This window comes from Alistipes sp. D31t1_170403_E11, from assembly GCF_015553985.1.
GTDB lineage: Bacteria > Bacteroidota > Bacteroidia > Bacteroidales > Rikenellaceae > Alistipes > Alistipes montrealensis.
The window spans coordinates 566,785-591,800 of sequence record NZ_JADNHQ010000003.1; the positions used below are offsets into that span (position 1 = coordinate 566,785).

Consider the following 25,016-nt stretch of genomic DNA (forward strand, 5'->3'; position numbering starts at 1 on the left):
ATTCCTTTAGCTGATTTTCAGGTCCTGCTCCACGATGTCCTCCTCGATGCGCAGGTTGTCGATGATGAAACCCTGCCGTTCGTAGGTGTTCTTACCCATGTAGAACTCCAGCAGGTCGTGGATCGGGTCGTCTTTCGTAATGCGGACCTTGTCGAGCCGCATGTTCTCGCCGATAAACTCCTTGAACTCGTCGGGCGAAATCTCGCCGAGACCTTTGAATCGCGTGATCTCGGCATTGACGCCGCAGCGGGCCACGGCTTTCAGGCGCTCTTCCTCCGAATAGCAGTAGAGCGTCTCCTTCTTGTTGCGCACGCGGAACAAGGGGGTTTGCAGCACGAACAAATGCCCCTGGCGGATGACCTCGGGGAAGAATTGCAGGAAGAAGGTCATCATCAGAAGGCGGATGTGCATGCCGTCGACATCGGCATCGGTGGCGATGACTACCTTGTTGTAACGCAGGTTGTCCATATCCTCCTCGATGTTCAATGCCGCCTGCAAGAGGTTGAACTCCTCGTTCTCGTAGACCACCTTCTTCGTAAGCCCGTAGCAGTTGAGCGGCTTTCCGCGCAGCGAGAAGACCGCCTGCGTGCGCACGTCGCGGCTCTTGGTGATCGAACCCGAAGCCGAGTTACCCTCCGTGATGAAGATCATCGACTGCTCGGCCAACTCGCTCTTGTCCGTGCGGTGAATCTTGCAGTCGCGCAGTTTCTTGTTGTTCAGGCTTACTTTCTTGGCCGTTTCGCGGGCTTTCTTCTGGATGCCCGAGATCGCCTTGCGCTCCTTTTCGTTCTCGACGATCTTCTTCTGGAGAATCTGCGCCGTCTCGGCATGCTTGTGCAGGTAGTCGTCGAGGTGCTTGGTGAGGAAGTCGGCCACGAAGTTATTCACCGAGACACCCGGCTCGACCTCCTTCGAACCGTATTTGGTCTTCATCTGGTTCTCGAAAATCGGGTCGGTGACCTTGATCGAGATGGCTGCGATGATCGACGTGCGGATGTCCGAAGGATCGTAGTCCTTGTGGTAGAACTCCTTGACGGTCTTGGCAATGGCGGCGCGAAGAGCCGTCTGGTGCGTACCGCCCTGGGTGGTGTGCTGTCCGTTGACGAACGAGTCGTAGCTCTCGCCGTAACCCGTGCCGTGGGTGATCACGACCTCGATGTCCTCGCCCGAAAGGTGGATCGGGGGATAGAGCGGATCCTCGGTCATGTTGTCGTTCACCAGGTCCAGCAGGCCGTTTTTGGAAACATAGCTCTTGCCGTTGAAATTGAGCGTCAGCCCCAGGTTCAGGTAGCTGTAATTGCGGATTTTCTGCTCGACGTATTCGAGGTTGTAAGCGTATTCGCCGAAAATCTCCTCGTCGACGCGGTACGAAATGAACGTGCCGTTCTTCTCGCTGACGCCGCTCTCCCACTTGTCGCTCACTTCGAGGCCCTTGGCGAAGGTCACCGTGCGGGCTTCGCCGTCACGCACCGAACGGGCCGTAAATTCGCCCGAAAGCATGTTGACGGCTTTGACGCCCACACCGTTGAGACCCACTGTTTTCTTGAAGGCGTCGCCGCCGTACTTACCGCCGGTGTTCATCTGCCCGACGGCGGCCGCGAGCGACTTGAGGGGGATGCCGCGACCGTAATCGCGCACCGAAACCACGTTGTCGACGATCGAAATGTCGATCTGGCGTCCGGCGCCCATGATGAACTCGTCAATCGAGTTGTCGACGACCTCCTTGATCAGCACGTAGAGCGCCTCGTCGGGCTGCGAGCCGTCGCCGACCACGCCGACGTACATGCCGGGGCGCAGACGGATGTGCTCCCTCGGAGAGAGGGTCACGATGGCGTCGTCGCCGTAATTTGCTGCGTTTGAATTGCTATTGAGTAAATCTGCCATAATTCGTTATTTGCGGATTTCGGCCAAAGCGGCGCACATCCGTTCCTGCACTTCCTGCATCAGTTCATGGGTCTCCGTCGCAGCGACCTCAGCGGCCGGGACGGGAGGCAGTACGCGGATGGTGATCCGGTTGCCCCAGTTGAAGAGCATATTCTTTTTAATCAGGGTTTTGGTCCCGTCCAGAACGACGGGAAGAATGTCGACGCCCGCCTCTTTGGCCAGCGTGAAGGCCCCGGCCTTGAAGCGGTGGATTTCACCGTCCTTCGAACGCGTACCCTCGGGGAAGATCGCCACGGAAGCCCCGCGCGAAATCCACATCCTGCCGTCGCGGATCATCTGCTCCAGCGCCTCGGTGGCGCGGCCGCGGTTGATGCAGATGTCGCCGTGCAGCAGGAGGTACTGCCCGAAGAAGGGCGTCTTGAAGACCTCGCGTTTGGACACCCAGCGGAAATTGAGCGGGATGTAATAGAGCGCGGGAATGTCAATGACCGTATTGTGGTTAACGACGATGACGTAACGTTTCTTTCGGTCGATCAGTTCGCGGCCGACGACTTTCTGCCGCCAGAAAGGCGGGATGAAGAAGAAAATCCGCACCAGGATGCGCGACAATTCGTGCACCACGCGGCGGCCCCGGTCAAAGGGGTAGCAGACGACCAGGGCAACGGCCGACAAAATCATGAAAAAGGTGCACAGAAGCACTAAAAAAAGGTAGTATAAGGCGCTCAACATTGTGTCTGGGGACAATTAGCCATATTAATTCAATCTGCAAATTTAGGAATTATTTCCCGGGATTCCTACCCTGCCGCCGCGCGATTTTTCAACAAAATTTCGACGGACCTATATTTTATGCAGCGAAACGGGCACAAAAAAAGCGGGCCGGAAAAAAAGTTGCGAAAAAATTTGACCCGTCCCCGGGGGAAGGGTCTATCTTTGCACCGTAAACACTTGCGCAAGGTTTATGAAGACAACGAAAATAAAACTTAAAATCGGAGAGTTTTCCAAACTCAACTTCGTCACCGTCAAGACGCTGCGGCACTACGAACAGATCGGACTGCTGATCCCCAACCACGTGGACGAATGGACGGGATACCGCTATTACGACGTATCGCAGATGCAGCGGATGGGCCGCATCCTCTACCTCAAGAAACTCGGGTTCAGCCTCGAAGAGGTCCGCGAAATCTTCGAGGAGCACGGAGGAGAGCCGCCGCTGGAGATGATCCGTGCGAAAACAGAGGAGTGCCGCACGGAGATGGCGGAACTGCGCCGGCGCATGACCCGGCTGAGCGAGTTGGGAAACAAACTCAAAACACGACAGAAAATGGAAAAAGTCATCATCAAACCGCTGCCGGCGATCGTCGTCGCCAGCCACCGCCGCGTCATATCCGGGTATGCCGAGTTGTTCGACCTGTGTCCCAACATCATCGGCCCCGAAATGGCCCGCCTCGGGTGCGAGTGCCCCGAACCGGGATACTGCTACACGATCGACCACAACAAGGAATACCGCGAGCACAACATCGACATCGAATACTGCGAGCAGGTGGTCGAGAAAAAGCAGGATTCGGAACTGGTCCGGTTCAAGGAGATCGACGCCGTGCCGACGGCCGCCTGCACCAACCACTACGGCAGCTACTCCGCCCTGCCGGAGGCTTTCACCAAGCTCTATGCCTATATCGAGCAGCACGGCTACAAAATCGCCGGAAGCCCCCGCTTCTGCTACATCGACGGCATCTGGAACAAAGAGTCGGAAGAGGAGTGGCTCACCGAAATCCAGGTTCCCGTAACGCGGTAAACACCACGGAACCGACACCTGCTATCCCCGCATCTTCACCAATGCGGGGATTTTCGCCGGACAGAACTTAAAAAAGCGCCCGGACGAGCGGGCGCTCCCATGTGCAAAGATCCTGCGACGGTTACAATCCTTCGGAATCCTTTTCCGTTTTGGAAAGGAGTCGCAGCATTTTATAGCGCAGACCCGAACCGCCCGCCGGCGGGTTCTTGACCGGAATAACAGCGACGAGCAGACGACATTCATATCCTTCCTCGAAATCAAATCCCTCAATAGATCCGACAACCTCCCATTTGTCCGACTTGCCGACCTTCCCAACCAGCGTCGGAATATCCAGCCCACTCTCGCCGTCGTGCATTATACCCTTTTCCGATGCAATGATCATCGAAACAATTTCTCCCCCATCCTTGTCGCAGGAAAAGAATGAAAAAAGGAGCAGACAAAGCGTTAATGCGAATATCCTCTTCATTTTGCCAATCTACTTAAATGCGGTGCTATAACTTTTCAAAGTTAAAAAATTATGGATAATATTCTGTAACTCAAACAGAATATTTATTTCCTTCCCGAAATAATTTAATGCACTTACGCTCGTTTGAAATAGGTATCAAAAATTTTCTGAAAATTTTAGTACTATGTCTTGCATAGTATAAATATTATTACATATCTTTGCATCGACAAATAAAGTGCAAAGCAGAATATTATGAAAAGACTGATCCTCCTTATCGTAACGCTCGCAATGGGCGCAACCCGGCTCTTTGCGGCACACCTCTGCCCCTCGACGGGCCGCGTGGTCGACGAACAGGGAAAAGCCGTCGAATATGCAACGGTCGTATTGCTGAAAGGAACCGAGCAGGTGACCGGTATGGCGACCGACGCGGAAGGCCGCTTCACGCTGAAAGCAGCGCCCGGCGAATACACACTCCAGATTCAGTACCTAGGATTCGATCCCGTAAAAAAACTGGTGCGCGTAGAGCAGGAGAACGACCTGGGCGATTTCGTGATGCGCAACGCGGCGACAGGCATCGAGAGCGTAGTGGTCGCGGCGCAGTTGGTACGGCGCGAGGCGGACCGTTTCGTGGTCGACGTGGCGAACGCCCCGGCGGCGATCGGCAAGGACGGAGTCGAACTGTTGGAACGCGCGCCGGGCGTGTGGATCGACGGCGAGAAGATTTCGATCAACGGCAAGAGCGGCTCGAAGGTCTACATCAACGACCGGGAGCTGAGGATGGAACCCGAGCAACTGCTGACCTACCTCCGATCGCTGCGCGCCGAGGAGATTCAGAAAATAGAGGTCGTACCCACAAGCGGCGCCGATTACGACGCGGATTCGGCGGGCGGAATCATCCGCATCACGCTGAAAAAACGCCGCGAGAACGGCATCGACGGCTCGGTGGCATTCAACACCAGGCAGGGCGAAATGCTCCACCGCTACTCGCCCTCGGCCAACATCAACATCCATTCGGGCCGCCTGGATTTCTACGCCTCGGCGTGGGGAACTTTCGGAAAAGACAAGACGACGACCGACGAACAGACCCTTTACAACGCTGCGGACAAGACGTTGAACGCCCATTCGGAGATGAAAGGCCGCAACCGTAATTTCGGAGCCAGCGCCGGAACGGTGTTCGAAATAAATCCGCGGCACAGCGTCGGCGCAGAGGTGGAATACTGGCACGACTGGGCGCCGGAGCCCAACGACTCCTACACCGATTTCCTCGACGGCGGCACGACGACGCACACGGACAGTTATTACGACAAGTTCGACCGGCGCAACAACATTTCGGCGACGTTCAACTACATCTGGAAAATCGACACCCTCGGTTCGACCCTCAAACTGCTCCTCGACTACACGCGCCGCGAAAACGAAGGACTGAACGACAATTTCAGCCGTATCACGACCCCTGAAGCCGTCGTCGACTCGGTCTACCGCGACAATGCCGTGAGCCGCTACAACATCGCCACCGCAACGCTGGCGCTGGAAAAGAATTTCTCGCCCAAATGGTCGCTCAAGGCAGGCGCCAAATACACCTACAACGACATGCACAACGACGCCCTCTACGAATACCGCAAGGGCGACGCATGGCTGCGCAACGACAACCAGAGCTTCACGATCAACTACACGGAGAACATCGCGGCGGCCTACGGGATCGTGTCGGCGAAACTCGGCGGCTGGAACCTCGTGGCGGGCCTGCGCGGGGAGTACACCCACACGACGGGGAAAGGCGTCGGGCAGGACTACTTTTCGTTGTTCCCCAACGCCAACATATCCTATTCGCTGTCCAGGAAAAAGGGGTATTCGCTGATCGCGCAGTATGCACGGACCATCGAGCGGCCGCGGTTCTGGACCCTCAACCCCCAGCGGATGCAGATTTCGGACTACACCTACCAGACGGGCAATCCGTCGCTCGACCCGTCGTTCAAGCACGACGTGAGCCTGACGCTGGTGATGGCCCACAAATACTCCCTCACAGGAGGCGTGCAGATCGTGAACGACGAGATTCAGCAGACGATGAAGGCCGACCCGGAGAACCCCGACCTGCTGCAACTGGCGTGGGTCAACTACGACGCGACAAAAAGCTATTACGTCTCGGCCAACCTGCCGTTCCAACCTACGAAATGGTGGCAGTTCAACGCCAACCTGACCTACATGCGCCGCGGGCAGCGGGTCGAGCAGCACGGCGCGGAAGAGTTCTTCAACTGGGGCTTCATCAACCTCTCGACGACCTTCACGCTCCCGGCGAAATTTTATATCGACATGTCCTACCGCTACCAAAGCCGCCTCGACCTGGGCAACTGCTGGGTGAAGCCGGACCACAGGGTGCAGGTCGGAGTGAAAAAGCGGTTCGGCGAGCGGTTCACCGCCTCGTTCTCGGTGGAGAACCTGCTGGACCAGGGACAGGTGATCGGAGCGCGCGGCGACGGGTTTGTCCGCACGGTCAACGTGAAGCAGATGTGGAGCAACCGCTCCTACCGCGTCGGGCTGACCTACAATTTCAAGTCGGGAAAGGCCTTCAAGCGCAAAGCCGTCGAGGCGGGATCGGCCGACGAAAAGAGCCGACTGTAACGTCTCCCGGAAATTCGCGCCCCGGGCCGGAACGGTACATAAATTGCTGCATAAGATGGAAAAAAACCTTCTTATGCAGCAATTTCCGTATATAGCCGAAATTTTCGTCATCGGCGGCATCGCTTCGGCGGCCGTCATCGCCGTCGACCTGCGCCAGTGCCGGCAGCCGATGCGCATCATGAACAGCGTATGGATTCTCACGGGTCTCTGGGCCAGTTTTTTCGGGCTATGGGCTTATTACGCCTTCGGGCGGGTGAAGCGCTGCGCGCTCGACGAAAAGCAGGAACACGCGGGAGGCATGGACGGGATGAAGTCCGGCGGAATGGAGATGGACGGAATGCGGATGGGAGAAATGGCGATGCCGCCGCGGAGCCGGTGGCAGTCGGTGGTGCTCTCGACGCTCCATTGCGGGGCGGGATGCACGCTGGCCGACCTTGTGGGAGAATGGTTTCTCTACTTCGTTCCGGTGGCGATCGGCGGCAGTCTGATCGCCGGATCATGGGTGATCGACTACATCCTCGCCCTCGGTTTCGGCATCGGATTTCAGTATGCGGCGATTCGCGGCATGGAGCCGAAGGCCCCGCGCGGAGAGATCGTGCGCCGCGCCGCGAAAGCCGACATCCTGTCGCTGACGGCGTGGCAGGCGGGGATGTACGGCTGGATGGCCGTGGTGATCTTCGCCCTCAACGACGGCTCCGCACTCCCCCGCACCTCGTTCCAGTTCTGGTTCATGATGCAGGTCGCGATGGCGTGCGGGTTCCTCGTAGCGCTGCCGGTCAACATCGGGTTGATCCGCGCCGGGATCAAAAAGGGCATGTAACCGCTACTTCGCGCGGCGCAGGCGCAGGGAGTGGGGCCAGTGGAGGCGCAGGGACTTGCCGACGATGATGAGCGTCACGGCGACGAGGATCAGCACCACGCCCGTCACGATGCGGGGCGTGAGGCGTTCGCCGAAGACCATGACACCGAAAAACAAAGCCGTGACGGGTTCCAGCGCACCGAGGATCGCCGTGGGAGTAGAACCGATACGGCGGATTGCCCCGGCCATCGTTACCAGCGACACGATCGTCGGGAACAGCGCCAGTGAAACGGCATTGACCCACAGTGCAGGAGTCGGAACCGGTTGCAGGCCGGCGCCGAAACGCAGCCGCACGACATAGACGCTCAGGCCGAAAAGCAGGGCGTAGAACGTGAGTTTCTCGGTCGGAAGCAACTTGAGCGACGAGCGGTTGACGCCCACGATATAGATCGCATAGCAGAGCGACGAAAAGATGACCAGCATGACGCCCCAAAGGCTCAGGGTCTGCCCGTCACCCCCTTCGTAGAGCAGGGAGATGCCCCCGAAAGCCAGCGCAATAGAAAGTACCGTAGCGGCCGTGACCCGTTCGTGGAAGCCGACGGCCATGATGACGGCCACCAGCACCGGATAGAGGAACAGAATCGTAGAGGCGATGCCCGCATCCATGTGGTTATAACTCTCGAACAGGAACAGCGACGAGAAGGAGAACAACAGGCCCATGACAGCCAGCGGAGCGATGTCGCGGCGCGTGAGGGCGAACGACTGCCGCCGGAAAAGCATCAGCGCGCCCAGCATCACGACGGCCAGCAGGTAGCGGAAGAAAAGCACGGAATCCACTCCCATACCCGCCCCGTAGAGGGGCAGCGCGAAGAGCGGATTCAGTCCGTAACTGGCAGCGGCTACGGCGCCCAGCACATAGCCGCGTGAACGTTCGGAAGCCATTTAGAAGGCAACCTGCGGGGCGGTCTCGGTCCCTTCGGCCGATTCGAAATAGGGCTTCTGCTCGAAGCCGAACATCCGGGCAACGAGGTTGGCCGGGAAACGGCGCACGGAGACGTTGTATTTCTGCGCCACGTCGTTGAAATCCTTGCGGGCGACGGCGATGCGGTTCTCGGTCCCTTCGAGCTGGGCCTGCAGTTCGAGGAAATTCTGGTTGGCCTTCAGGTCGGGATAGCTTTCCGACACGGCGATAAGGCGGCCCAGCGCGGAACGCACCTGCGCCTGCGCCTGCTGGAACTGCTGGAGTTTCTCGGGCGTCAGGTCGTCGGCCGAAAGGTTGATCGAGGTAGCCTTGGCGCGGGCCTCGATCACTTCATTCAGCGTCTGGCTCTCGTGGGCCGCATAGCCCTTTACGGTGTTGACCAGGTTGGGAATCAGGTCCGCACGGCGCTGATACTGCGTCTCGACGTTGGACCAGGCGCTCTTGAGCCCCTCCTCCTTGTTGACGAAGCCGTTGTACGTTGCATACAGGAAAATTACCACCACGGCGACAACGCCGATCCAAATCCATTTTTTCATAATCCTTATTTTTAAATTCTCAATTTTCACATTTCCTTCGCACTACCATTTCGAGCCGGCTCCGCCGCCGCCGAAGGAACCTCCCCCGAAGCCGCCGCCGAAACCTCCGCCGCCCATGCCGCGGCCGAAGCCGCCGCCGATGATCGTGCCGCCGCCGACGCCACCGCCGAAATTGTCGTCGCGGAGGTTCCGGGCGCGCCGCTTGACCACGGCGCCGCAATTCGAACAGACATAGGTATATTCCACCAGCCGGTAGTTGTGCGTGACGCTCAGCACCTGCTGCGACTCCTGTTTCAGGGTCAGCTTATGGCACTTCGGACAGCGGTGTTTGACATAGTAGTTCACCAGCACGACACCCAGCGGGACCACGATGAAACCGACGACGACCAGGAAGATCGCCCACGCCGGAAGTTCCCCGCCGCCGTCGCCGCTGAGGTCGACCTCGCCGCCTTCGAGAATCGTGGCCGCAGCCGTAACGCCCGCGACCATGCCCGCGCTGTAATCGCCTTCGCGAAAAGCGGGAAGCATATAGTTGAGCTGGATGCGTTTGCAGAGTGCGTCGGGAAGGATGCCTTCGAGGCCGCCGCCCGTGACGAAACGGATTTCCCGCAAATCCTTCACGAGCAGGATGCCCAGGCCGTTGTTGCTTTCGGCGCCGCCCACGCCCCAACTGCGGAACAGCTCGACGGCGAACGAAAACGGATCGCCGCCGGCGATGTCGTCGACGGCAACGACGGCGACCTGAGCAAGGCCCCGCTCGCGCAAGGAAGCGCAAACGGAATCGATGCGCGCCACGGCGCCGGGCGACAGGATGCCGTCGGGATCGGAGACATAACGCCGCCGGTCCATCTGCTGGACATTGGGAACCTGCTCCGGGCGATAAGTCCCCGCAAGGGAGGGTAACGCGCAGGCGAGCAGCAGGCAAAGGATTGCAATTTTTCTCATAACCTCGGGACAAATATACGTAAAAAAGCGGGATTTGGTATCCGGCCGAAAAGTTTTCGGATCCGGCCTGCAGGACCGCCGAAAAATTGCGGAAATATCCGCTGCCAACCACACGGGGCAGAACCGTCAGCGCGTCAGAATCCGGTAGCTCCAGGGCGCCATATCCTCCTCGACGCGGCCGCGCAGTTCGCAGGGCTCGCCCGTCATGGCGTCGGTGTACATTCCGGCGTAAATACCCGTGTAGTAGTCGGCGTGGATAGCGTAGGGCGAAAGGTTCATCACGGCGACGACGCGGTTGCCGTCCGTTTCGCGGACCATCGTCATCAGGCAGTCTTCGGCGTTGTTGCGGATTTCGATCATCGCACTCCCCCGCTCCCCCGCCGCAAGTGCCGGATTGTCGTGCCGCAGCGCCGTGAGGCGGCGGTAAAATTCCGTGAACGAGTTGGCCTCGTAAGCCGGAATCGGGTCGCGGTCGAAGAAGGCGAACGAATGGTCGTAGCCGATCTCCTGTCCGGTGTAGATCAGCGGCAGGCCGCGCGGAACGACGAAGGTGAAGACGGCCATGATCTCCCGCGCGTCGCCCAGCCGGGTGAACTCGGAACCGCTCCACGAATTTTCGTCGTGGTTCGAGGTGAAAGCAAGGCGCATCGCCGAGTCGGGATAGGCGTTGCGGTCATTATAAATATAGTCGCGCAGGGCCGTGACACGGGTCTGCTGCCGGGCTACATCGTTCATCAGGTGGTGCATCTGCCAGGCATAGCAGGCATCGAAAGCACCCTCTTCGAAGAGATTCGGCTCCTCGGCTTCGGCCAGCATGAACAGATCGGGCTTCACCTGCCTGAGGCGCCGCGAGGTCTCGTTCCAGAAGCTGATGGGGACCAGCATCGCCATGTCGCAGCGGAACCCGTCGACGGCATGCTGCGTGATCCAGAACTCCATGGCGTCGGCCTGGGCCCGCCACACGTCACGGTTGCCGTAATTGAGTTTCGCGGTGTCGGACCAGTCCCACGGCACGGCAGGCTGTCCCGAAGGGTCGCGCTCGTACCACGAAGCGGGTTCTTCGGCAATCCACCGCGCGTCGCGGGCCGTATGGTTGGCAACCCAGTCGAGCAGGACTTTCAGGCCGAGGCGGTGGGCTTCGGCGACGAAGGCGTCGAAATCGGCCATCGTGCCCAGTTCGGGGTTCACGGCGCAGTAGTCGCGGATCGAATAATAGGAGCCGAGCGATCCTTTGCGTTCGCGTTCGCCGATCGGGTAAACAGGCATCAGCCACACGGCGTCGATGCCAAGGTCTTTGAGGAAAGGGAGCCGCGCAGCGGCGGCGGCCAGCGTGCCTTCGGGCGTCAGTTGGCGCACGTTCATTTCATACAGGACGGCCTGGTAGCTCCAGTCGGGGTGCAGGTTCATCGGGCAGATTCTATTTTATGGGTTATCCGGGTCCCGACACGGCAGGGAGTGCCGCAGAGGACGATGTCGACGGGTGCGCCTTCGTTCGAGACCCCGACGGCATCGCGGGTGACCTCGACCGTGAGCACGCGGCCCCGGAAATTGATTTTGAACGCAAGGGATTCCCACGCGGCGGGCAGCTGCGGATCGAGCGACAGCACGCCGTCCTTCACACGCATACCCCCGAAACCCTCGACTACCGACAGCCACGATCCGGCCATCGAAGTGACGTGGCAGCCCTCCTCGACCTCGCGGTTGTAGTCGTCGAGGTCCAGGCGCGCCGTACGCAGGTAGAGTTCGTAGGCTTTGTCCAAATCGCCGATCCGCGCGGCGAGGATGGCGTGGACGCAGGGCGAAAGCGACGACTCGTGGACCGTGCGCGCTTCGTAGAAACGGAAGTTGCGGCGAAGGGTTTCGAGGTCGAAATCCTCGCCGAAGAAGTAGAGGCCCTGCAACACGTCGGCCTGCTTGATCAGGCACGAGCGGAGGATGCGGTCCCACGACCATTTCTGGTTGATGGGGCGTTCGGCCGGGTCGAGGTCCTTTGCCAGGACCTGCTCCTTGTCGAGGTAACCGTCCTGCTGGAGGTAGATGCCCAGTTCGCGATCCTCGCCGAGGTACATGTTGTCGGCGATTTCACGCCACCGGGCCGTCTCGGCGGCCTCGTCGAAGGAGCGGTTCGCACAAATGCGGGCGTAGTCGGCGGGACGGTTTTCACGCACCCACCGGGCCGCCTCCGCGGCGTAGCGCATCGACCAGCAGGCGATGTAGGAGGTATACCAGTTGTTATTGACGTTGTTTTCGTACTCGTTAGGGCCCGTAACACCCAGCATGACGTACTTCCGGCGGGCTTCGGACCACGTGATGCGCTGGGCCCAGAAACGCGCGACGGACAAGAGCACCTCCAGTCCACAGTCGGCGAGGTACTGCCGGTCGCCGGTATAACGGATATAATTGTGGACGGCATAGGCGATCGCACCGTTGCGATGGATCTCCTCGAAGGTGATCTCCCACTCGTTATGGCACTCCTCACCGTTGATGGTAACCATCGGATAGAGCGCCGCGCCGTCGCGAAACCCAAGTTTCGCGGCGTTTTCGATGGCTTTATCGAGTTGACTAAAACGGTAGACGAGCAGTTCGCGGGCGACGGCCTGTCCGGCAGTGGCCATGTAGAACGGCAGGCAGTAGGCTTCGGTGTCCCAGTAGGTGACGCCGCCGTACTTTTCGCCCGTAAAACCTTTGGGGCCGATATTGAGGCGGGTATCGACACCCGTGTAGGTTTGCAGGAGCATGAAGATGCAGAAGCGGATGCCCTGCTGGGCCGCGGGATCGCCCCCGATGACGATGTCGCAGCCGTGCCAGCGGGCCGCCCAGGCGGCCTCCTGCTCGCGAAGCAGCGCATCGAAACCCGTCCGGAGGCCGTCGGCGGCGACGCCGCGCGCAGCGGGCATAAGCTCCGCCGGGGCATGGTTGAGCGACGAGCAGATGCCTACGTATTTATACAGGACGGCGGCACAGCCCTTTTCGCGCCGGACCACAGCGGTCGAACGAACCTTTTCGGGGCGGGTCTCGCAGCGCCAGTCGGCCCCGTCGAGTTCGACGGCCTGCGCCCAGGCCGCCTCGAAACCGCTCTTCCGGGTGCGGCTCTGCACAGCGTCGGCGTCGGTCGAGACCTCCTCCCAGAACTTTTCGTCGTAATTGGCGTCGGTATTGCGCACGTCGGCGTCGATATGGGGCGAGAACGTGATCGAGACGGCCCGGTCGAGGGGCGTGACAGTATATTTCACGACGCCCAGTTCACGGCGCGCCAGCGAGAAGAAACGGACAGCCTCGACGGCCACCTCCGCGCCGTTTTTCAGTACGACCCGCATGCGGCGCGTCAGCACCGAGCGGCGCATATCCATTTCGCGGTAAAAGGCCTTTACCTCAGCGGCGGCAAGGTCGAGCGGCTCGCCGTCGACGGCGACATCCACCCCGATCCAGAAAGCCGCGTTCAGGACCTTGGCGAAATACTCCGGATAGCCGTTCTTCCACCACCCTACGCGGGTTTTGTCGGGATAGTAGACCCCGCCGATGTAGTTGCCCTGCAACGAGGGGCCCGAATAGCGCTCCTCGAAATTGGCCCGGCCGCCCATCACACCGTTGCCCAGCGCGAAAAGCGATTCGGAGGACTTTACCCGCGAAGGGTCGAAACGATCCTCGACCAGGCGCCAGGGATCGGTTTTTATAAACTCGTTCATAGCAGATTCATTTTCAGTTCCATCCCGTCGTCCGCCCGGCAAAGCAGGACCCGGGCAGGCGAAATCAGCCGATCGCCGCAATCAGTTTTTCAAACGTAAAACCCTCGAAGGTCATCAGTTGCATCGTGGCCCGGGCCAGCAGCGGACTGCCCCCGACACCCACCGAACGCATGCCGGCGCGCGCTGCGGCCTCGACACCCGCGGCGGCGTCCTCGAAGACCACGCACACGGACGGGTCGGCCCCCACGGCGGCGGCCCCCTTCAAAAAGACCTCCGGGTCTGGTTTGGCCCGTGCGACCTGCGTGCCGTCGACCACGGCGTCGAACAGCGCCCGGATGCCGCACCGGTCGAGGATCGTCCCCGCGTTCTTCGACGCCGAGCCCAGCACCACCCGCGCGCCGTGGCTGCGAACGTCCCGCAAAAACGCCGCCACGCCCGGGAGCACCTCCGAAGGGGTCATCTGCGAAACATAATCCAGGTAACGGGCGTTCTTTTCGGCGGCGAGGCGCTCCTTTTCGGCCCCGGAAAAACGGTTCTCAAGCCCCCCGGCGCGCAGCACGATCTCCAGCGAATCCATGCGGCTCACGCCCTTGGTGGCTTCGCCCTGCGCAGGAGTGAACTCAAAACCCAGTTCACGGGCCAGTGCGGCCCACGCCAGATAGTGGTAGCGGGCCGTATCGACGATAACTCCGTCCAAATCGAATATGCAGCAGTCGGTCATTCTCAAATTTTCGGATATCAAAGATACAATTTTTTTGCAACATCCTACGTATTATGCAACAGATTACATACACACTTGTAAAATATCAATGCCGGATAGCAGGTGTTTTTCAGAATTAATTTATATCTTTGCGCACGTATTATAATCAACGTCTTATTTTAAACATGAAGCAACTCTGCCTCCTTATCGGGACAGCGATCCTCGGTATACTGCTCGTTTCGTGCTCTGCACAGAAACGCGTGTGGTATTTACAGGACGCACAACCCTTCACACCTGAACAAATCGCCGAAAACGGCCAGATCCGCATCAAACCCCTCGACCGGCTGACGATTGTCGTCAACAGCAAGGACCCCGAGCTGGCAGTGCCGTTCAATTCGTCGACCTCCTACAACTCGCTCACGGGAACCGCCATCAGCAGCGCAGCGTCATCCCAGGCGCTCCAGATGCGCACCGTAGACGAAAAGGGCATGCTCGATATGCCCGTAATCGGCAAGATCGAATGCAAAGGCAAGACCCGCAGCGAACTGGCGCAGACCATCGCCGACAAGATCGTCGAAGGCGGATATATCAACGACCCCACGGTCAACGTACAGTTCGCCGACATGAAGATTTCGGTCATCGGCGAAGTGGCGCGCCCGGGCTTTTACGACATTACGCGCGACAAGGTCTCGATCTTCGACGCCCTGGCGATGGCCGGCGACATGACCGTATACGGCGTACGTTCGGAAGTGGCCGTGACGCGCGAAGTGGACGGCGTACGCACGATCGAATACCTCGACCTCACGTCGACCGACATCTTCGACTCCCCGGTTTTCTACCTCCAGCAGAACGACGTGGTTTACGTCAAACCCAACAAGTACAAGGCGCAGGCAGGCGAAATCAGCCAGAACCGCAGTTTTTACCTCTCGCTGGTGGGAACCGCGATTTCGGTGGCGACGCTCATCGTAACCCTCACCAAATAGCCAGTCTCCATGACAGAACAACATATTACCCAGACACAGGCCAATAACGAAGAACAGGCCGGGAGCATCACGCTGCACGACATCATCCGCATGGTGGTCGCCAACTGGTACTGGTTCGTGCTTTCGGCCGTATTCTGCCTCTGTGCGGCCTACTACTACCTGGCCAGCACCCCGAAGATCTACAACCGCACGGCGACCATCATGGTCAAGGACAGCCGCAAGGGCGGCGATGTCGACCTGACGGCGTTCAGCGACCTGGCCGGTTTCCAGAACCGCCGCAACGTCGACAACGAGGTCTTCATCCTCCAGTCGCGCCGCCTGATGACCGACGTGGTCAAGCGCCTGAACCTGACGATCAACTATTCGATAAGCGAGCGCCTTCGCCGGCGCGACCTCTACGGACAGGCGCCGATCGACGTGAAGTTCATCAACGACAACGACAAGCAGTCGCTGTCGATGGAGATCACGCCGCTCGAAGGCGACAAAATCCGGCTGACCGAGTTCAACGACAAATTCGTCACCAAGCACGAGAGCCGCAGCGTCATCACCGCGGCTTACGGAGACACGATCCCGACCCCCGTGGGACAGGTGGTCGTGAATAAGACCCTCTACATGGCCCCCGACTACCTCGACGTTCCGATCCGCGTGAGCAAGAGGTCGCTGAGCCAGACGACCAACGCCTACCGCTCCGCCGTGAAAAGCGACGTGGCCAACAAACAGGCGTCGGTGGTAACCGTTACGATGAACAACTCCGTTCCCCGGCGCGCAGAGGACGTGATCAACACCCTGATCTCGGCCTATAACGACGATGCCATTGAGGACAAGCGCCGCGTATCGGTCGCAACGGCCAAGTTCATCAAGGCCCGCCTGGACGTTATCGGGCGCGAACTGGGCGACGTGGACCGCAATATCGAGGACATCAAGAAGGACAACCGGATGGTGGACATCTCCTCGGAGGCTGCACGCAGCGTGTCGGAGAGTTCGCGGTACAAGACCGAAGGGTTGTCGCTCGAAAACCAGATCAGCGTGGCGGAATATATCCGCGCCTACCTGAACGATCCGAAAAACGCCGGGGAGCTGATTCCGGCAGTAGCGGCGGCGGGAACCAATACGGCCATCGCAAAGCAGATCGACGACTACAACTCGGCCATCCTGCGCCGCGAGAAGCTGCTGGAGAACAGTTCGGACCGCAGCCCCGTCATCCAGGACCTCGACAACCTGCTGGCCGCCGTGCGGCGTTCGATCCTCTCGTCGCTCGACTCGAACATCTCGACGCTCGAAATCCAGCGCGACGCCATGCGCAAGGAGGAGACGCAGGCCAACAACCGGATCTCGACCATGCCTTCACAAGAGAAGGTCATCCTGGGCATCACGCGCCAGCAGAAGATCAAGGAAGAACTGTTCCTCTACCTGCTGAACAAACAGGAGGAGAACCAGCTCAACTACGCCGTAGCCGAAAGCAACTCGCGTTCGATCGACGAAGCCTACGGCAGCAACATCCCCGTTTCGCCCCGTCCGATGATGATCCTGGCCATCGCCCTGATCGTGGGTCTGGCCATTCCGTTCGGCCTGCTCTACCTGATCGGCATGCTCGACACGACCATCCGCGGACGCAAGGATATCGAGGACAACATCAATGCACCGTTCCTGGGCGACATTCCCTTCTATGAAGGCGACAGCAAGAGCGGAATCGTCGTGCGCGAAACAGGCCGCGACGCCCTGTCGGAGGCATTCCGAATCCTGCGTTCGAACATGACGTTCATGGGCGTTTCGGCAGGAACCGACATTCGCACCATCCTCTTCACCTCGTCGGACCCTCACGCCGGTAAGACCTTCGTGGCGACCAACCTAGCGATGACGCTCGCCATGGCCGGGAAACGCGTGCTGCTGGTCGACCTCGACCTGCGCCGTCACGCCCTGTCGACCCAGTTGGGACACGGCAAGAGCAAGACCGGCATCACGGGCTACCTCGCAGGCACGATCACCGATCCGAACAGCATGATCGAAAATACCGGGTTCCACAAGAACCTCGACGTGATATACGCCGGCATTCAGCCGCCCAACCCGACGGAGATGCTGCTTTCGGAGAAACTCGACAAGCTCATCGCCCAAATGCGCGAGCAGTACGACTTCGTCTTCATAGACAGTACGCCCGCCATGTCGGTGGCCGATGCCATCATCACGGACCGGCTCGCAGACCTCTGTATATATATCGTGCGCGAGGGCGTACTCGACCGGCGCCAGTTGCCCGACATCGAGCGCCTCTACCGCGAGAAGAAGCTCCACAACATGTGCATCGTACTGAACAGCACCCGTGCGCGCCGCCACGGCTACGGATATGGTTACGGGTATGGATACGGTTACGGCTATGGCTACGGCTATGGAGACGATTATCAAGAAGTAAGCTACCGCAAGCGCATCAAGCACTTCTTCCGGTCGCTGGGACGTAAAATAAAGAAATAAGACAGTTATGGCGATTCACGATGCTATAATAGCCCTCGATTTCGACGGCACGGTGGTAACGCATGCCTATCCCGAAATCGGGGAGGACGCAGGGGCCGTGCCCGTACTGAAGGAACTGACAAACAACGGCTGCAAGTTGATTCTCTACTCAATGCGCCACGGAAAACTACTGGACCAGGCGGTGGAATGGTTCCGCTTGCGGGGCATTCCGCTCTACGCAGTGAACGAAAATCCGTCGCAGAAGCGCTGGACCTCCTCGCAGAAGATTCATGCCGACCTCTACATCGACGACTGCAACCTGGGGTGTCCCCTGCGGTTCGTCGACGGAGAAAAACGCCCGGTAGCCAACTGGGAGCTGATCCGCGAGCAACTCGTCAAAGAGGGATTCCTGGACTGATGCTTCCAAAACGGGGCGGCCCAACGGCTCCCCGCCGGATAAAAAAAGAAGCGAGACCGACGTGGCCTCGCTTCTTTTTTAATTCGCAGAACGGAATTTACGCCCACAAATTCTTGGGATACTTCCCTTCCGCAATCATCTTCTCGATGGCGGCCATCAGTGCGGGTTTGTCCTCCTTGTAGGTCACGCCGTGCCACTGGGCAGCCGAACGAAGCACACGAAGCGTCGCCGTACCGTCACCGATCAGTTTGTTGACCATCGTCGGGATGTAGAACTCCGATTTGATGTTATCCTTGTTGGCCTCGAACCAAACCTTGAAGTACTCCTTCGAGTAGGCGAAGAAATCGGGCGTAAAGCCGAAGAGGTTCATCGAAACGGGGGTATCCTCGGCGAGAGGCTCGTCGGCGCCGTCGTCGTGGAAAACGATCTTGCCGTCGGGCATACGCTCGATCTGCGTGCGCTCGACCATCGAGGTAAGATCGCCCTTTGCATCGACGCCGCAGACACCGCGCGAAACGGTTCCGTTCTCCGAAAGGGTCTTGTTCAAATCGTAGGCAACCATGCAGTAGCTGTTCTTGCTGCTGCCGAGCTGTGCGAGGTAGTCACCGATAGTCTTGTAGGCCTCGGCTCCGTAGAAGTCGTCGGCATTGATCACGGCGAAAGGTTCGTGAACGGCGTCGGCAGCCATCATCACGGCGTGGTTGGTCCCCCACGGCTTCACACGTCCTTCGGGAACCGAAAGGCCCTCGGGCAGGTAGTCGAGTTCCTGGAAAACGAAATCGACGGCGATGCGGCCGCCGAAGCGGTCGGCCGAGAAGACCTCGCGGAACTCCTTCTCAAAGGAGTGGCGGATAACGAATACGACCTTGCCGAAACCGGCGCGGATAGCGTCGTAAACCGAATAATCGATAATCGCCTCGTTGTTGGGGCCGACTCCGTCCATCTGCTTAAGCGACCCGTAGCGGGAGCCCATGCCCGCAGCGAGTACCAGTAATGTAGGTTTTACCATGTTGTTTTTATCTATTATGACGTTAGTTCAAAACATCCACAAAGGTAAAAAAATTAAGCGCGCGCCGCAAAGGATTAATGCATTTTTACCTATCTTTGTAAAATTAACAAAGAGAAATCGTTCCCGACAGAGATGAAATTTCTGAAATCCATACGGGTATGGTGGCGCAGCATGTTCCGTAAACGCCGCTTCAACATGCTCAACGCCACGGATAACTCCGAAGAATGGCACATGCACCTCTCCCCGGCAAGCATCTTCGCAGGACTGGTGGCATTCGTGCTGATGCTGTTTATCCTCACACTGTCGCTGGTGGCCTACTCCCCCGTGCTGGAATTCCTGCCCGGATACCGCACCGAGGCCGACCGTTCGCGCGAAAGCCTCGTGCAGAACATCATCCGGCTCGACTCGATGGAGCGCATGATGAACGACATGCTGACCTACAACGAAAACATCGCCCTGATCATGGAGGGGCGCAGTCCCGTGGTACGCGAACTCGCATCGTCGGACTCGTCGCGGATCAGCAAGGTGCTGGTGATGCCCTCGCGCGAGGATTCGCTTCTGAGGGCCCAGATGGAAGGCGAAGGCGAATACGCCATCGCCGGGCAGGGCGGCTCGCGCCGGAAGGTGCGCGAAGCGATCGAGCTGGTGACGCCCGTCGAAGGGATCATCACCGGCAAATTCGACATCAAACAGGGTAACTTCGGCGTAAAGATCGCCGCAACGGCAGCCGACCGCATTGCAGCCATCGACAACGGCACGGTGGTCCAGAGCCTCTGGACTCCCGAAACGGGTTACATCGTGGTCCTGCAACATGCCGGAAATCTGATTTCGATCTACAAAAACCTCTCGCAGTCGCTCGTAACAATAGGACAGACCATTCGCTCGGGCGAACTGATCGGCTACAACACCGAAGCGGAAAACGGCGAGGTCAAACTCTTCGAATTCGAACTCTGGAACAACGGGAAACCCGTGGACCCCGAGGGGTATATCGTCTTCTGATAAACACATGAAACAACGACTTGCCATACTGGGTTCGACCGGCTCGATCGGCGTGCAGACGCTCGACATAGCCCGTGAAAACCCCGACCGGTTCGAAGTCCGCGTCCTCACGGCCAACCGCAATTGGGAAAGGCTGGCGCAGCAGGCACGGGAATTCGACGCCGACACGGCGGTGATCGCCGACAAGCAATATTACACACGGCTGCGCGACGCACTCGCAGACACCGACACCAAGGTTTACACCGGGGACGACGCGGTGGCGCAGGTCGCAGCGGGAAGCGGAACCGACGTGGTGGTGAACGCCCTGGTGGGTTACGCCGGGCTCGCGCCCACGGTGGCGGCCATCGAAGCGGGCAAGAAACTCGCGCTGGCGAACAAGGAGTCGCTCGTAGTGGGCGGCGCCTACGTAATGCCGCTGGCGCGGGAGCGGAAAGCACCGGTGATTCCGATCGACTCGGAGCATTCGGCGATCTTCCAGTGCCTCGTGGGCGAACGCGCCCCGGTGCGGCGGCTGATCGTCACGTGCAGCGGCGGCGCATTCCGCGACCTCAGGGCCGAGGAGTTGGCGAACGTCACCGTAGAGCAGGCCCTGCGCCATCCCCAGTGGGACATGGGCGCGAAGATCACGATCGACTCGTCGACGCTCGTCAACAAGGGATTCGAAGTGATCGAGGCTCACTGGCTGTTCGGAACCCCGGCGGACCGGATTTCGGTGCTGCTCCACCCGCAGTCGATCATCCACTCGATGGTCGAATTCGAGGACGGCGCGATCAAGGCCCAGTTGGGCACGCCCGACATGCGCCTGCCGATCAGTTTCGCACTGCTGTTTCCCGACAGGGCGCATCGTCCCGGCGAGCGGTTCAACTTCCTGAACCATCCGCAACTGACGTTCGCCGAAGTGGACCGCGTAAAATACCCGGCGCTGGAGATCGCCTACGACTGCCTGCGGCGCGGCGGCACGGCGGCCTGCACGATGAACGGCTCGAACGAAGTGGCCGTAGCGGCGTTCCTGGCCCGCAAATGCGCATGGCTCGACATCGTGCGCACCATCGAGCACGCCCTGGAACATGCGGCATTCATCCCCTCGCCCACCCTTGCGGACTACGCCGAGGCCAATGCCGAAGCCCGCGCGCTGGCGGCGAAATTCCTTCACCTGTAAACACTTTCCAAAATGGACATTTTAGTAAAAATCATTCAGTTTTTCCTCTGTTTCACCATCCTCATCGGTATTCACGAGTTGGGACACTTCGTCATGGCGCGGGTCTTCAAAATCCGCGTCGAGAAATTCTATATCTTCTTCGACCTGGGATTCTCGCTGTTCAAATTCCGGCGGGGCGACACCGAATACGGCCTGGGCTGGCTGCCGCTGGGCGGCTACTGCAAGATCGCCGGCATGATCGACGAGTCGATGGACACGGAACAGATGAAACAACCCGCCAAACCCGACGAGTTCCGGACCAAACCGGCCTGGCAGCGGTTCCTGGTGATGATCGCCGGCGTGGTGATGAACGTCGTACTGGCGGTAACGATCTACATCGGTATCTGCTACACGTGGGGCGACACCTACTTCTCGAACGCCGACGCCAAATGGGGCTATAACTTCAACGAGGCCGGGCACAAACTCGGATTCCACGACGGGGACCGTTTCGTCTCGATCGACGGCGAAGAGGTGGACGATATCAACAAGATCGTCAATGCCCTGATAATCACCGAAGGCGACCGCAGCGTCGTGGTGGAGCGCAACGGACAGCAGGTCGAACTGACCCTTCCGCTCGACGAACTGATCTCGATGCGGCAGCAGAAGGGATACGAAGATTTAATCGCACTGCGCAGGCCCTTCACGGTGGACAGCGTGATGTTCGAATCGGCAGCCGCGCTGCACGTGGGCGACGAAATTGTCGGGATCAACGACGTAGAGGGACTCGACTTCCCGGCCTACCAGAAATACTTGAAGGCATACGCCGGGGATTCGGTGCTGCTCAAGGTACTGCGCGGAGGCGACGTACTGGAGTTGTCCGTACCCTTGTCGGAAGGGCGCATCGGCGTCATGACCCAATATCCGTTCGAGGTGCGCACGCAGAAGTACACGTTCTGGGAGTCGATTCCGGCAGGTATCCACAGGACCGGAAAGGTAATCTCCTCCTACTGGGACCAGCTCAAGATGATCGTGCAGCCCAAAACCAAGATGTACGAGGAACTGGGCGGATTTATCGCCATCGGCAGCATCTTCCCCTCGACGTGGGACTGGCAGGATTTCTGGATGAAGACCGCCTTCCTGTCGATCATCCTCGCGGTGATGAACATCCTGCCCATTCCGGGACTCGACGGCGGACATGCGATCTTCACCTTCTGGGAGATGATCACGGGACGCAAGGTGAGCGACAAAGTGCTGGAAGCCGCGCAGTACGTCGGGCTGATCATTATCCTGATGCTGCTGCTCTACGCCAACGGCAACGATATTTACCGGTTCTTCATCAAGTAAAACACGCCGGCCATGCTGATGGGGCACGTCCAGGAGATGATCCAGCGTCTTGCCGCCAACCGGCGCGAGGCGAAGCCCCGCAGCAAGAAGGAGAAACTGCTCGACCTGCTCGCAGGCGAACGGGACGGTCATCCGACTACCCGCCCCGAAACGGACGATACGAACAGGCTGCGCCGCACTTTTTAACGCCGCCGAAAGCACAGGACAACCGAAAGGCCCGGATTTTTCGATCCGGGCCTTTTTTTATGACCGGGCCCAACCGCAGGGAATACCCGGACGGCCGAAGATATTTCGCCGTTTTGTAATTTTTTTTGTAATTAAATGAAAAAAAAGTATATTTGACCGCAAAGAGACGCTGCGTTCGCAGCCAGGTTAGTGAATGAGAGACGAAGAAACCATGAACAAGGACGGAACATACGACGGACCGAACGGTTCGGTATGCCGGAATACGGGGGGGGGAAATATACCCGAGTTCTTCCGCACCTATTACGCCATGTTCGTCTCCTTTGCCCGCAATTATGTGCAGAGCCGCGAAGTGTGCGAAGACCTCGTACAGGAGGCTTTCGTAGCGCTGATCGAACAGGGCTGCACCTTTGAAAACGACTACCTCGCCAAAGGGTTTCTCTACAAAACCCTGCGCAACAAATGCCTCAACCACCTGCGCCATGAGCAGATTCGATGCCGCTATGCGGAGTCGCAGGTCGAGCATTACAAACGCGAATGCCGCGAGAAAAAAACCGAAGAATTCTTTATCGACGCCATCGTTCGCGAAGAGTCGTCGCTGATCATCTCGCAGGCGATCGAAAACCTGCCGGCGATGGGTCAGCAGGTGCTCAACATGGCGATAGAAGGCCTCTCCAACCAGGAAATAGCCGATATACTCGGTATCTCGATCAACACCGTGCGCACCCACAAGTCCCGCGCCTACAAAGCCCTGCGCATCGTGCTTTCGAATCAGTGGATGCTCTAAGAACCCGCGCGTTCCGGCGATGAAAATACCGTCGCGAGGTTACGGTTTTACACGCTTCTAACTGATGATCGGATAACTTTTTACATTTTTTTCGCATCCCGTGTCATCCTTTTCCGCTTCCGAAGTGTTATACTAACAGTGTTAGTCGGGAATATCATATCCATGATCAAGGCAGGCAGGCTGCTGGGACGTTTCTTTATATCGAAAACGTCCCCGGCAGAGCGTGAACAGCTCAAACTGCGGCTCAAAGAGTGGAAAAAGGAGGACAAGACGCGCCTTTTCGAAAACATACTCAACGCCGAAGAACTGGAGCGCCGCCGGACGGAACGTGCCGAATGCGACCCCGTGAAGGCCTGGGAGCAGGTTCAGCGCAAACTGGAGGAACGGAAAGACCGGCAGAGGATGAGGCACTACTCCGCAATGATACAAAGCGCCGCTACCGTCGCGGCGGCAGTGCTGATAGCCGCAGGAGCGATTTACTACACGCATGTCGGCCGCCAGAAACGGGTGCTGGCGCAGATCGCGCAGATCAAACCCGAAAACACACACGCGGTACTATTCCTCGCCGACGGCGAGAGCCTCGACCTGCGGATGAAGGATTCCGTAGCGGTAAAGGCCGATGTGGAGATCGTCGGCGAAAACGCACTCGAATACAAACCCCGCAAACGACAGAATCCCAAGGCCGAAGAATACAATACCCTGGTGACGCCCCGCGGCAGCGAATACAGCCTGAAACTGGCTGACGGCACGCAGGTATGGCTCAACGCAGCCTCGCGCCTGCGGTTTTTCACGGCGAACGACGGTGCGGAACGCCGCGTATGGCTCGAAGGCGAAGCCTATTTCGAAGTGGCGCACGACGCCAAACGGCCGTTCATCGTCGAGTCGGGCGGGCAGAGCATCCGGGTGCTGGGCACGCGGTTCAACGTCAACGGTTACGACGGCGACCGGGCCATTTACACCACACTGGTCGAGGGTTCGGTGGCGATCACACCGCTTGCAGGCGGCGAGCAGGTGACGCTGCAACCCGGCCAGCAGGCCACATACAGCCGCCGGAACGACGACCAGATAGCCGTCGCGGCCGTGGATACCTCGCAGGCCACGGCGTGGATGACGGGAACGTTTATTTTCAACCGCGCGTCGATCACGGAGATCATGGAGAGCCTCGCCCGCTGGTACGATTTCGAATTCGAGGTGTCGCCGCTGCTCGACGGACTGCGCTTCAGCGGTCAGTTCCCGCGGTGCGAAGAACTCGATAAAATACTCACGATCATCGCATCGACCGGAACCGGCATGCAGATCGACTACGACGGCAAGCAAATCACGCTGAGATAAGA

Annotated in this window: 22 protein-coding genes; 12 read left to right on the forward strand and 10 right to left on the reverse strand. The window is 58.9% G+C overall.

Going from position 1 to position 25,016, the window contains the following annotated elements; all coding sequences use genetic code 11:
* Positions 1-6: 6 nt before the first annotated feature.
* Both I2E69_RS08790 and I2E69_RS08795 read right to left on the reverse strand, forming a co-directional pair.
* Complete coding sequence (locus tag I2E69_RS08790) at positions 7-1,884, reverse strand: DNA topoisomerase IV subunit B (protein WP_195460824.1); 1,878 nt, start codon at positions 1,882-1,884, stop codon at positions 7-9.
* A gap of 6 nt (positions 1,885-1,890) precedes the next feature.
* Complete coding sequence (locus tag I2E69_RS08795) at positions 1,891-2,613, reverse strand: lysophospholipid acyltransferase family protein (RefSeq protein ID WP_195460825.1); 723 nt, start codon at positions 2,611-2,613, stop codon at positions 1,891-1,893.
* A 229-nt stretch (positions 2,614-2,842) separates the two neighbouring features.
* Here I2E69_RS08795 and I2E69_RS08800 point away from each other — a divergent pair, with 229 nt between their 5' ends.
* The gene (locus I2E69_RS08800) at positions 2,843-3,673 is read left to right on the forward strand and encodes a MerR family transcriptional regulator (RefSeq protein ID WP_195460826.1); all 831 of its coding nucleotides are present in this window, start codon (positions 2,843-2,845) and stop codon (positions 3,671-3,673) included.
* Positions 3,674-3,794: 121 nt separating this feature from the next.
* On the opposite strand, the gene I2E69_RS08805 is transcribed toward I2E69_RS08800, so the two are convergent.
* Positions 3,795-4,139, reverse strand: a complete 345-nt coding sequence (locus I2E69_RS08805) for a DUF4377 domain-containing protein (protein ID WP_195460827.1) — start codon at positions 4,137-4,139, stop codon at positions 3,795-3,797.
* A gap of 231 nt (positions 4,140-4,370) precedes the next feature.
* Between I2E69_RS08805 and I2E69_RS08810 the strand changes: the two genes are divergently transcribed.
* Positions 4,371-6,731 (forward strand): outer membrane beta-barrel family protein, encoded by a 2,361-nt coding sequence (locus I2E69_RS08810; RefSeq protein WP_195460828.1) that lies wholly within the window; start codon positions 4,371-4,373, stop codon positions 6,729-6,731.
* Positions 6,732-6,804: 73 nt separating this feature from the next.
* Positions 6,805-7,551, forward strand: a complete 747-nt coding sequence (locus tag I2E69_RS08815; protein WP_195460829.1) for a DUF4396 domain-containing protein — start codon at positions 6,805-6,807, stop codon at positions 7,549-7,551.
* A 3-nt stretch (positions 7,552-7,554) separates the two neighbouring features.
* Here I2E69_RS08815 and I2E69_RS08820 read toward each other — a convergent pair whose 3' ends face one another.
* The 6 genes from I2E69_RS08820 to pgmB all read right to left on the reverse strand — a co-directional run bounded on the left by I2E69_RS08820 (position 7,555) and on the right by pgmB (position 14,400).
* Entirely contained in the window at positions 7,555-8,472 is a 918-nt protein-coding gene (locus tag I2E69_RS08820) for a DMT family transporter (RefSeq protein ID WP_195460830.1), read from the reverse strand.
* Complete coding sequence (locus I2E69_RS08825; protein ID WP_195460831.1) at positions 8,473-9,048, reverse strand: LemA family protein; 576 nt, start codon at positions 9,046-9,048, stop codon at positions 8,473-8,475.
* Between the two features lie 42 nt (positions 9,049-9,090).
* Positions 9,091-9,993, reverse strand: a complete 903-nt coding sequence (locus I2E69_RS08830; protein ID WP_195460832.1) for a TPM domain-containing protein — start codon at positions 9,991-9,993, stop codon at positions 9,091-9,093.
* Between the two features lie 126 nt (positions 9,994-10,119).
* The gene (locus tag I2E69_RS08835) at positions 10,120-11,400 is read right to left on the reverse strand and encodes an alpha-amylase family glycosyl hydrolase (protein ID WP_195460833.1); all 1,281 of its coding nucleotides are present in this window, start codon (positions 11,398-11,400) and stop codon (positions 10,120-10,122) included.
* Complete coding sequence (locus tag I2E69_RS08840; RefSeq protein WP_195460834.1) at positions 11,397-13,679, reverse strand: family 65 glycosyl hydrolase domain-containing protein; 2,283 nt, start codon at positions 13,677-13,679, stop codon at positions 11,397-11,399. The genes I2E69_RS08835 and I2E69_RS08840 overlap by 4 nt, the downstream gene beginning before the upstream one ends.
* A 64-nt stretch (positions 13,680-13,743) precedes the next feature.
* Positions 13,744-14,400, reverse strand: coding sequence for a beta-phosphoglucomutase (pgmB, locus tag I2E69_RS08845; protein WP_195460835.1), 657 nt, complete (start codon positions 14,398-14,400; stop codon positions 13,744-13,746).
* A gap of 164 nt (positions 14,401-14,564) precedes the next feature.
* Here pgmB and I2E69_RS08850 point away from each other — a divergent pair, with 164 nt between their 5' ends.
* Genes I2E69_RS08850 through I2E69_RS08860 form a run of 3 tightly spaced genes read left to right on the forward strand, consistent with a single transcriptional unit; the run spans position 14,565 to position 18,222 of the window.
* Positions 14,565-15,362: a polysaccharide biosynthesis/export family protein gene (locus I2E69_RS08850; RefSeq protein WP_195460836.1), complete on the forward strand. Its 798-nt coding sequence runs from the start codon at positions 14,565-14,567 to the stop codon at positions 15,360-15,362.
* A 9-nt stretch (positions 15,363-15,371) separates the two neighbouring features.
* A complete protein-coding gene (locus I2E69_RS08855) occupies positions 15,372-17,825 on the forward strand; it encodes a GumC family protein (RefSeq protein ID WP_195460837.1) in 2,454 nt (817 codons plus the stop codon).
* Positions 17,826-17,832: 7 nt separating this feature from the next.
* Complete coding sequence (locus I2E69_RS08860; RefSeq protein WP_195460838.1) at positions 17,833-18,222, forward strand: hypothetical protein; 390 nt, start codon at positions 17,833-17,835, stop codon at positions 18,220-18,222.
* A gap of 97 nt (positions 18,223-18,319) precedes the next feature.
* Here I2E69_RS08860 and I2E69_RS08865 read toward each other — a convergent pair whose 3' ends face one another.
* Positions 18,320-19,231 carry an NDP-sugar synthase gene (locus I2E69_RS08865; RefSeq protein WP_195460839.1) on the reverse strand — a complete coding sequence of 304 codons (912 nt, stop codon included), beginning with the start codon at positions 19,229-19,231 and terminating at the stop codon, positions 18,320-18,322.
* Positions 19,232-19,363: 132 nt separating this feature from the next.
* On the opposite strand from I2E69_RS08865, the gene I2E69_RS08870 reads away from it, so the two are divergent.
* From I2E69_RS08870 to I2E69_RS08895, 6 genes are all read left to right on the forward strand, one after another.
* Positions 19,364-20,230 (forward strand): murein hydrolase activator EnvC family protein, encoded by an 867-nt coding sequence (locus I2E69_RS08870; protein WP_195460840.1) that lies wholly within the window; start codon positions 19,364-19,366, stop codon positions 20,228-20,230.
* Positions 20,231-20,237: 7 nt separating this feature from the next.
* Entirely contained in the window at positions 20,238-21,389 is a 1,152-nt protein-coding gene (locus I2E69_RS08875; RefSeq protein ID WP_195460841.1) for a 1-deoxy-D-xylulose-5-phosphate reductoisomerase, read from the forward strand.
* A gap of 12 nt (positions 21,390-21,401) precedes the next feature.
* Positions 21,402-22,712: an RIP metalloprotease RseP gene (rseP, locus tag I2E69_RS08880; protein WP_195460842.1), complete on the forward strand. Its 1,311-nt coding sequence runs from the start codon at positions 21,402-21,404 to the stop codon at positions 22,710-22,712.
* A gap of 12 nt (positions 22,713-22,724) precedes the next feature.
* On the forward strand, positions 22,725-22,898 hold the full coding sequence (locus I2E69_RS08885) for a hypothetical protein (RefSeq protein WP_195460843.1): 174 nt from the start codon (positions 22,725-22,727) through the stop codon (positions 22,896-22,898).
* A 193-nt stretch (positions 22,899-23,091) separates the two neighbouring features.
* Positions 23,092-23,682 (forward strand): RNA polymerase sigma-70 factor, encoded by a 591-nt coding sequence (locus I2E69_RS08890; RefSeq protein ID WP_229095430.1) that lies wholly within the window; start codon positions 23,092-23,094, stop codon positions 23,680-23,682.
* Positions 23,683-23,844: 162 nt separating this feature from the next.
* Entirely contained in the window at positions 23,845-25,014 is a 1,170-nt protein-coding gene (locus tag I2E69_RS08895) for a FecR family protein (RefSeq protein WP_195460844.1), read from the forward strand.
* Positions 25,015-25,016 lie beyond the last annotated feature (2 nt).

Excerpts from the sequence above, each read along its gene's own strand:
- I2E69_RS08790 (WP_195460824.1), bottom strand. The coding sequence starts at position 1,884 with ATGGCAGATTTACTCAATAGCAATTCAAACGCAGCAAATTACGGCGAC.
- I2E69_RS08795 (WP_195460825.1), bottom strand. The coding sequence starts at position 2,613 with ATGTTGAGCGCCTTATACTACCTTTTTTTAGTGCTTCTGTGCACCTTT.
- I2E69_RS08800 (WP_195460826.1), top strand. The coding sequence starts at position 2,843 with ATGAAGACAACGAAAATAAAACTTAAAATCGGAGAGTTTTCCAAACTC.
- I2E69_RS08805 (WP_195460827.1), bottom strand. The coding sequence starts at position 4,139 with ATGAAGAGGATATTCGCATTAACGCTTTGTCTGCTCCTTTTTTCATTC.
- I2E69_RS08810 (WP_195460828.1), top strand. The coding sequence starts at position 4,371 with ATGAAAAGACTGATCCTCCTTATCGTAACGCTCGCAATGGGCGCAACC.
- I2E69_RS08815 (WP_195460829.1), top strand. The coding sequence starts at position 6,805 with ATGCAGCAATTTCCGTATATAGCCGAAATTTTCGTCATCGGCGGCATC.
- I2E69_RS08820 (WP_195460830.1), bottom strand. The coding sequence starts at position 8,472 with ATGGCTTCCGAACGTTCACGCGGCTATGTGCTGGGCGCCGTAGCCGCT.
- I2E69_RS08825 (WP_195460831.1), bottom strand. The coding sequence starts at position 9,048 with ATGAAAAAATGGATTTGGATCGGCGTTGTCGCCGTGGTGGTAATTTTC.
- I2E69_RS08830 (WP_195460832.1), bottom strand. The coding sequence starts at position 9,993 with ATGAGAAAAATTGCAATCCTTTGCCTGCTGCTCGCCTGCGCGTTACCC.
- I2E69_RS08835 (WP_195460833.1), bottom strand. The coding sequence starts at position 11,400 with ATGAACCTGCACCCCGACTGGAGCTACCAGGCCGTCCTGTATGAAATG.
- I2E69_RS08840 (WP_195460834.1), bottom strand. The coding sequence starts at position 13,679 with ATGAACGAGTTTATAAAAACCGATCCCTGGCGCCTGGTCGAGGATCGT.
- pgmB (WP_195460835.1), bottom strand. The coding sequence starts at position 14,400 with ATGACCGACTGCTGCATATTCGATTTGGACGGAGTTATCGTCGATACG.
- I2E69_RS08850 (WP_195460836.1), top strand. The coding sequence starts at position 14,565 with ATGAAGCAACTCTGCCTCCTTATCGGGACAGCGATCCTCGGTATACTG.
- I2E69_RS08855 (WP_195460837.1), top strand. The coding sequence starts at position 15,372 with ATGACAGAACAACATATTACCCAGACACAGGCCAATAACGAAGAACAG.
- I2E69_RS08860 (WP_195460838.1), top strand. The coding sequence starts at position 17,833 with ATGGCGATTCACGATGCTATAATAGCCCTCGATTTCGACGGCACGGTG.
- I2E69_RS08865 (WP_195460839.1), bottom strand. The coding sequence starts at position 19,231 with ATGGTAAAACCTACATTACTGGTACTCGCTGCGGGCATGGGCTCCCGC.
- I2E69_RS08870 (WP_195460840.1), top strand. The coding sequence starts at position 19,364 with ATGAAATTTCTGAAATCCATACGGGTATGGTGGCGCAGCATGTTCCGT.
- I2E69_RS08875 (WP_195460841.1), top strand. The coding sequence starts at position 20,238 with ATGAAACAACGACTTGCCATACTGGGTTCGACCGGCTCGATCGGCGTG.
- rseP (WP_195460842.1), top strand. The coding sequence starts at position 21,402 with ATGGACATTTTAGTAAAAATCATTCAGTTTTTCCTCTGTTTCACCATC.
- I2E69_RS08885 (WP_195460843.1), top strand. The coding sequence starts at position 22,725 with ATGCTGATGGGGCACGTCCAGGAGATGATCCAGCGTCTTGCCGCCAAC.
- I2E69_RS08890 (WP_229095430.1), top strand. The coding sequence starts at position 23,092 with ATGAGAGACGAAGAAACCATGAACAAGGACGGAACATACGACGGACCG.
- I2E69_RS08895 (WP_195460844.1), top strand. The coding sequence starts at position 23,845 with ATGATCAAGGCAGGCAGGCTGCTGGGACGTTTCTTTATATCGAAAACG.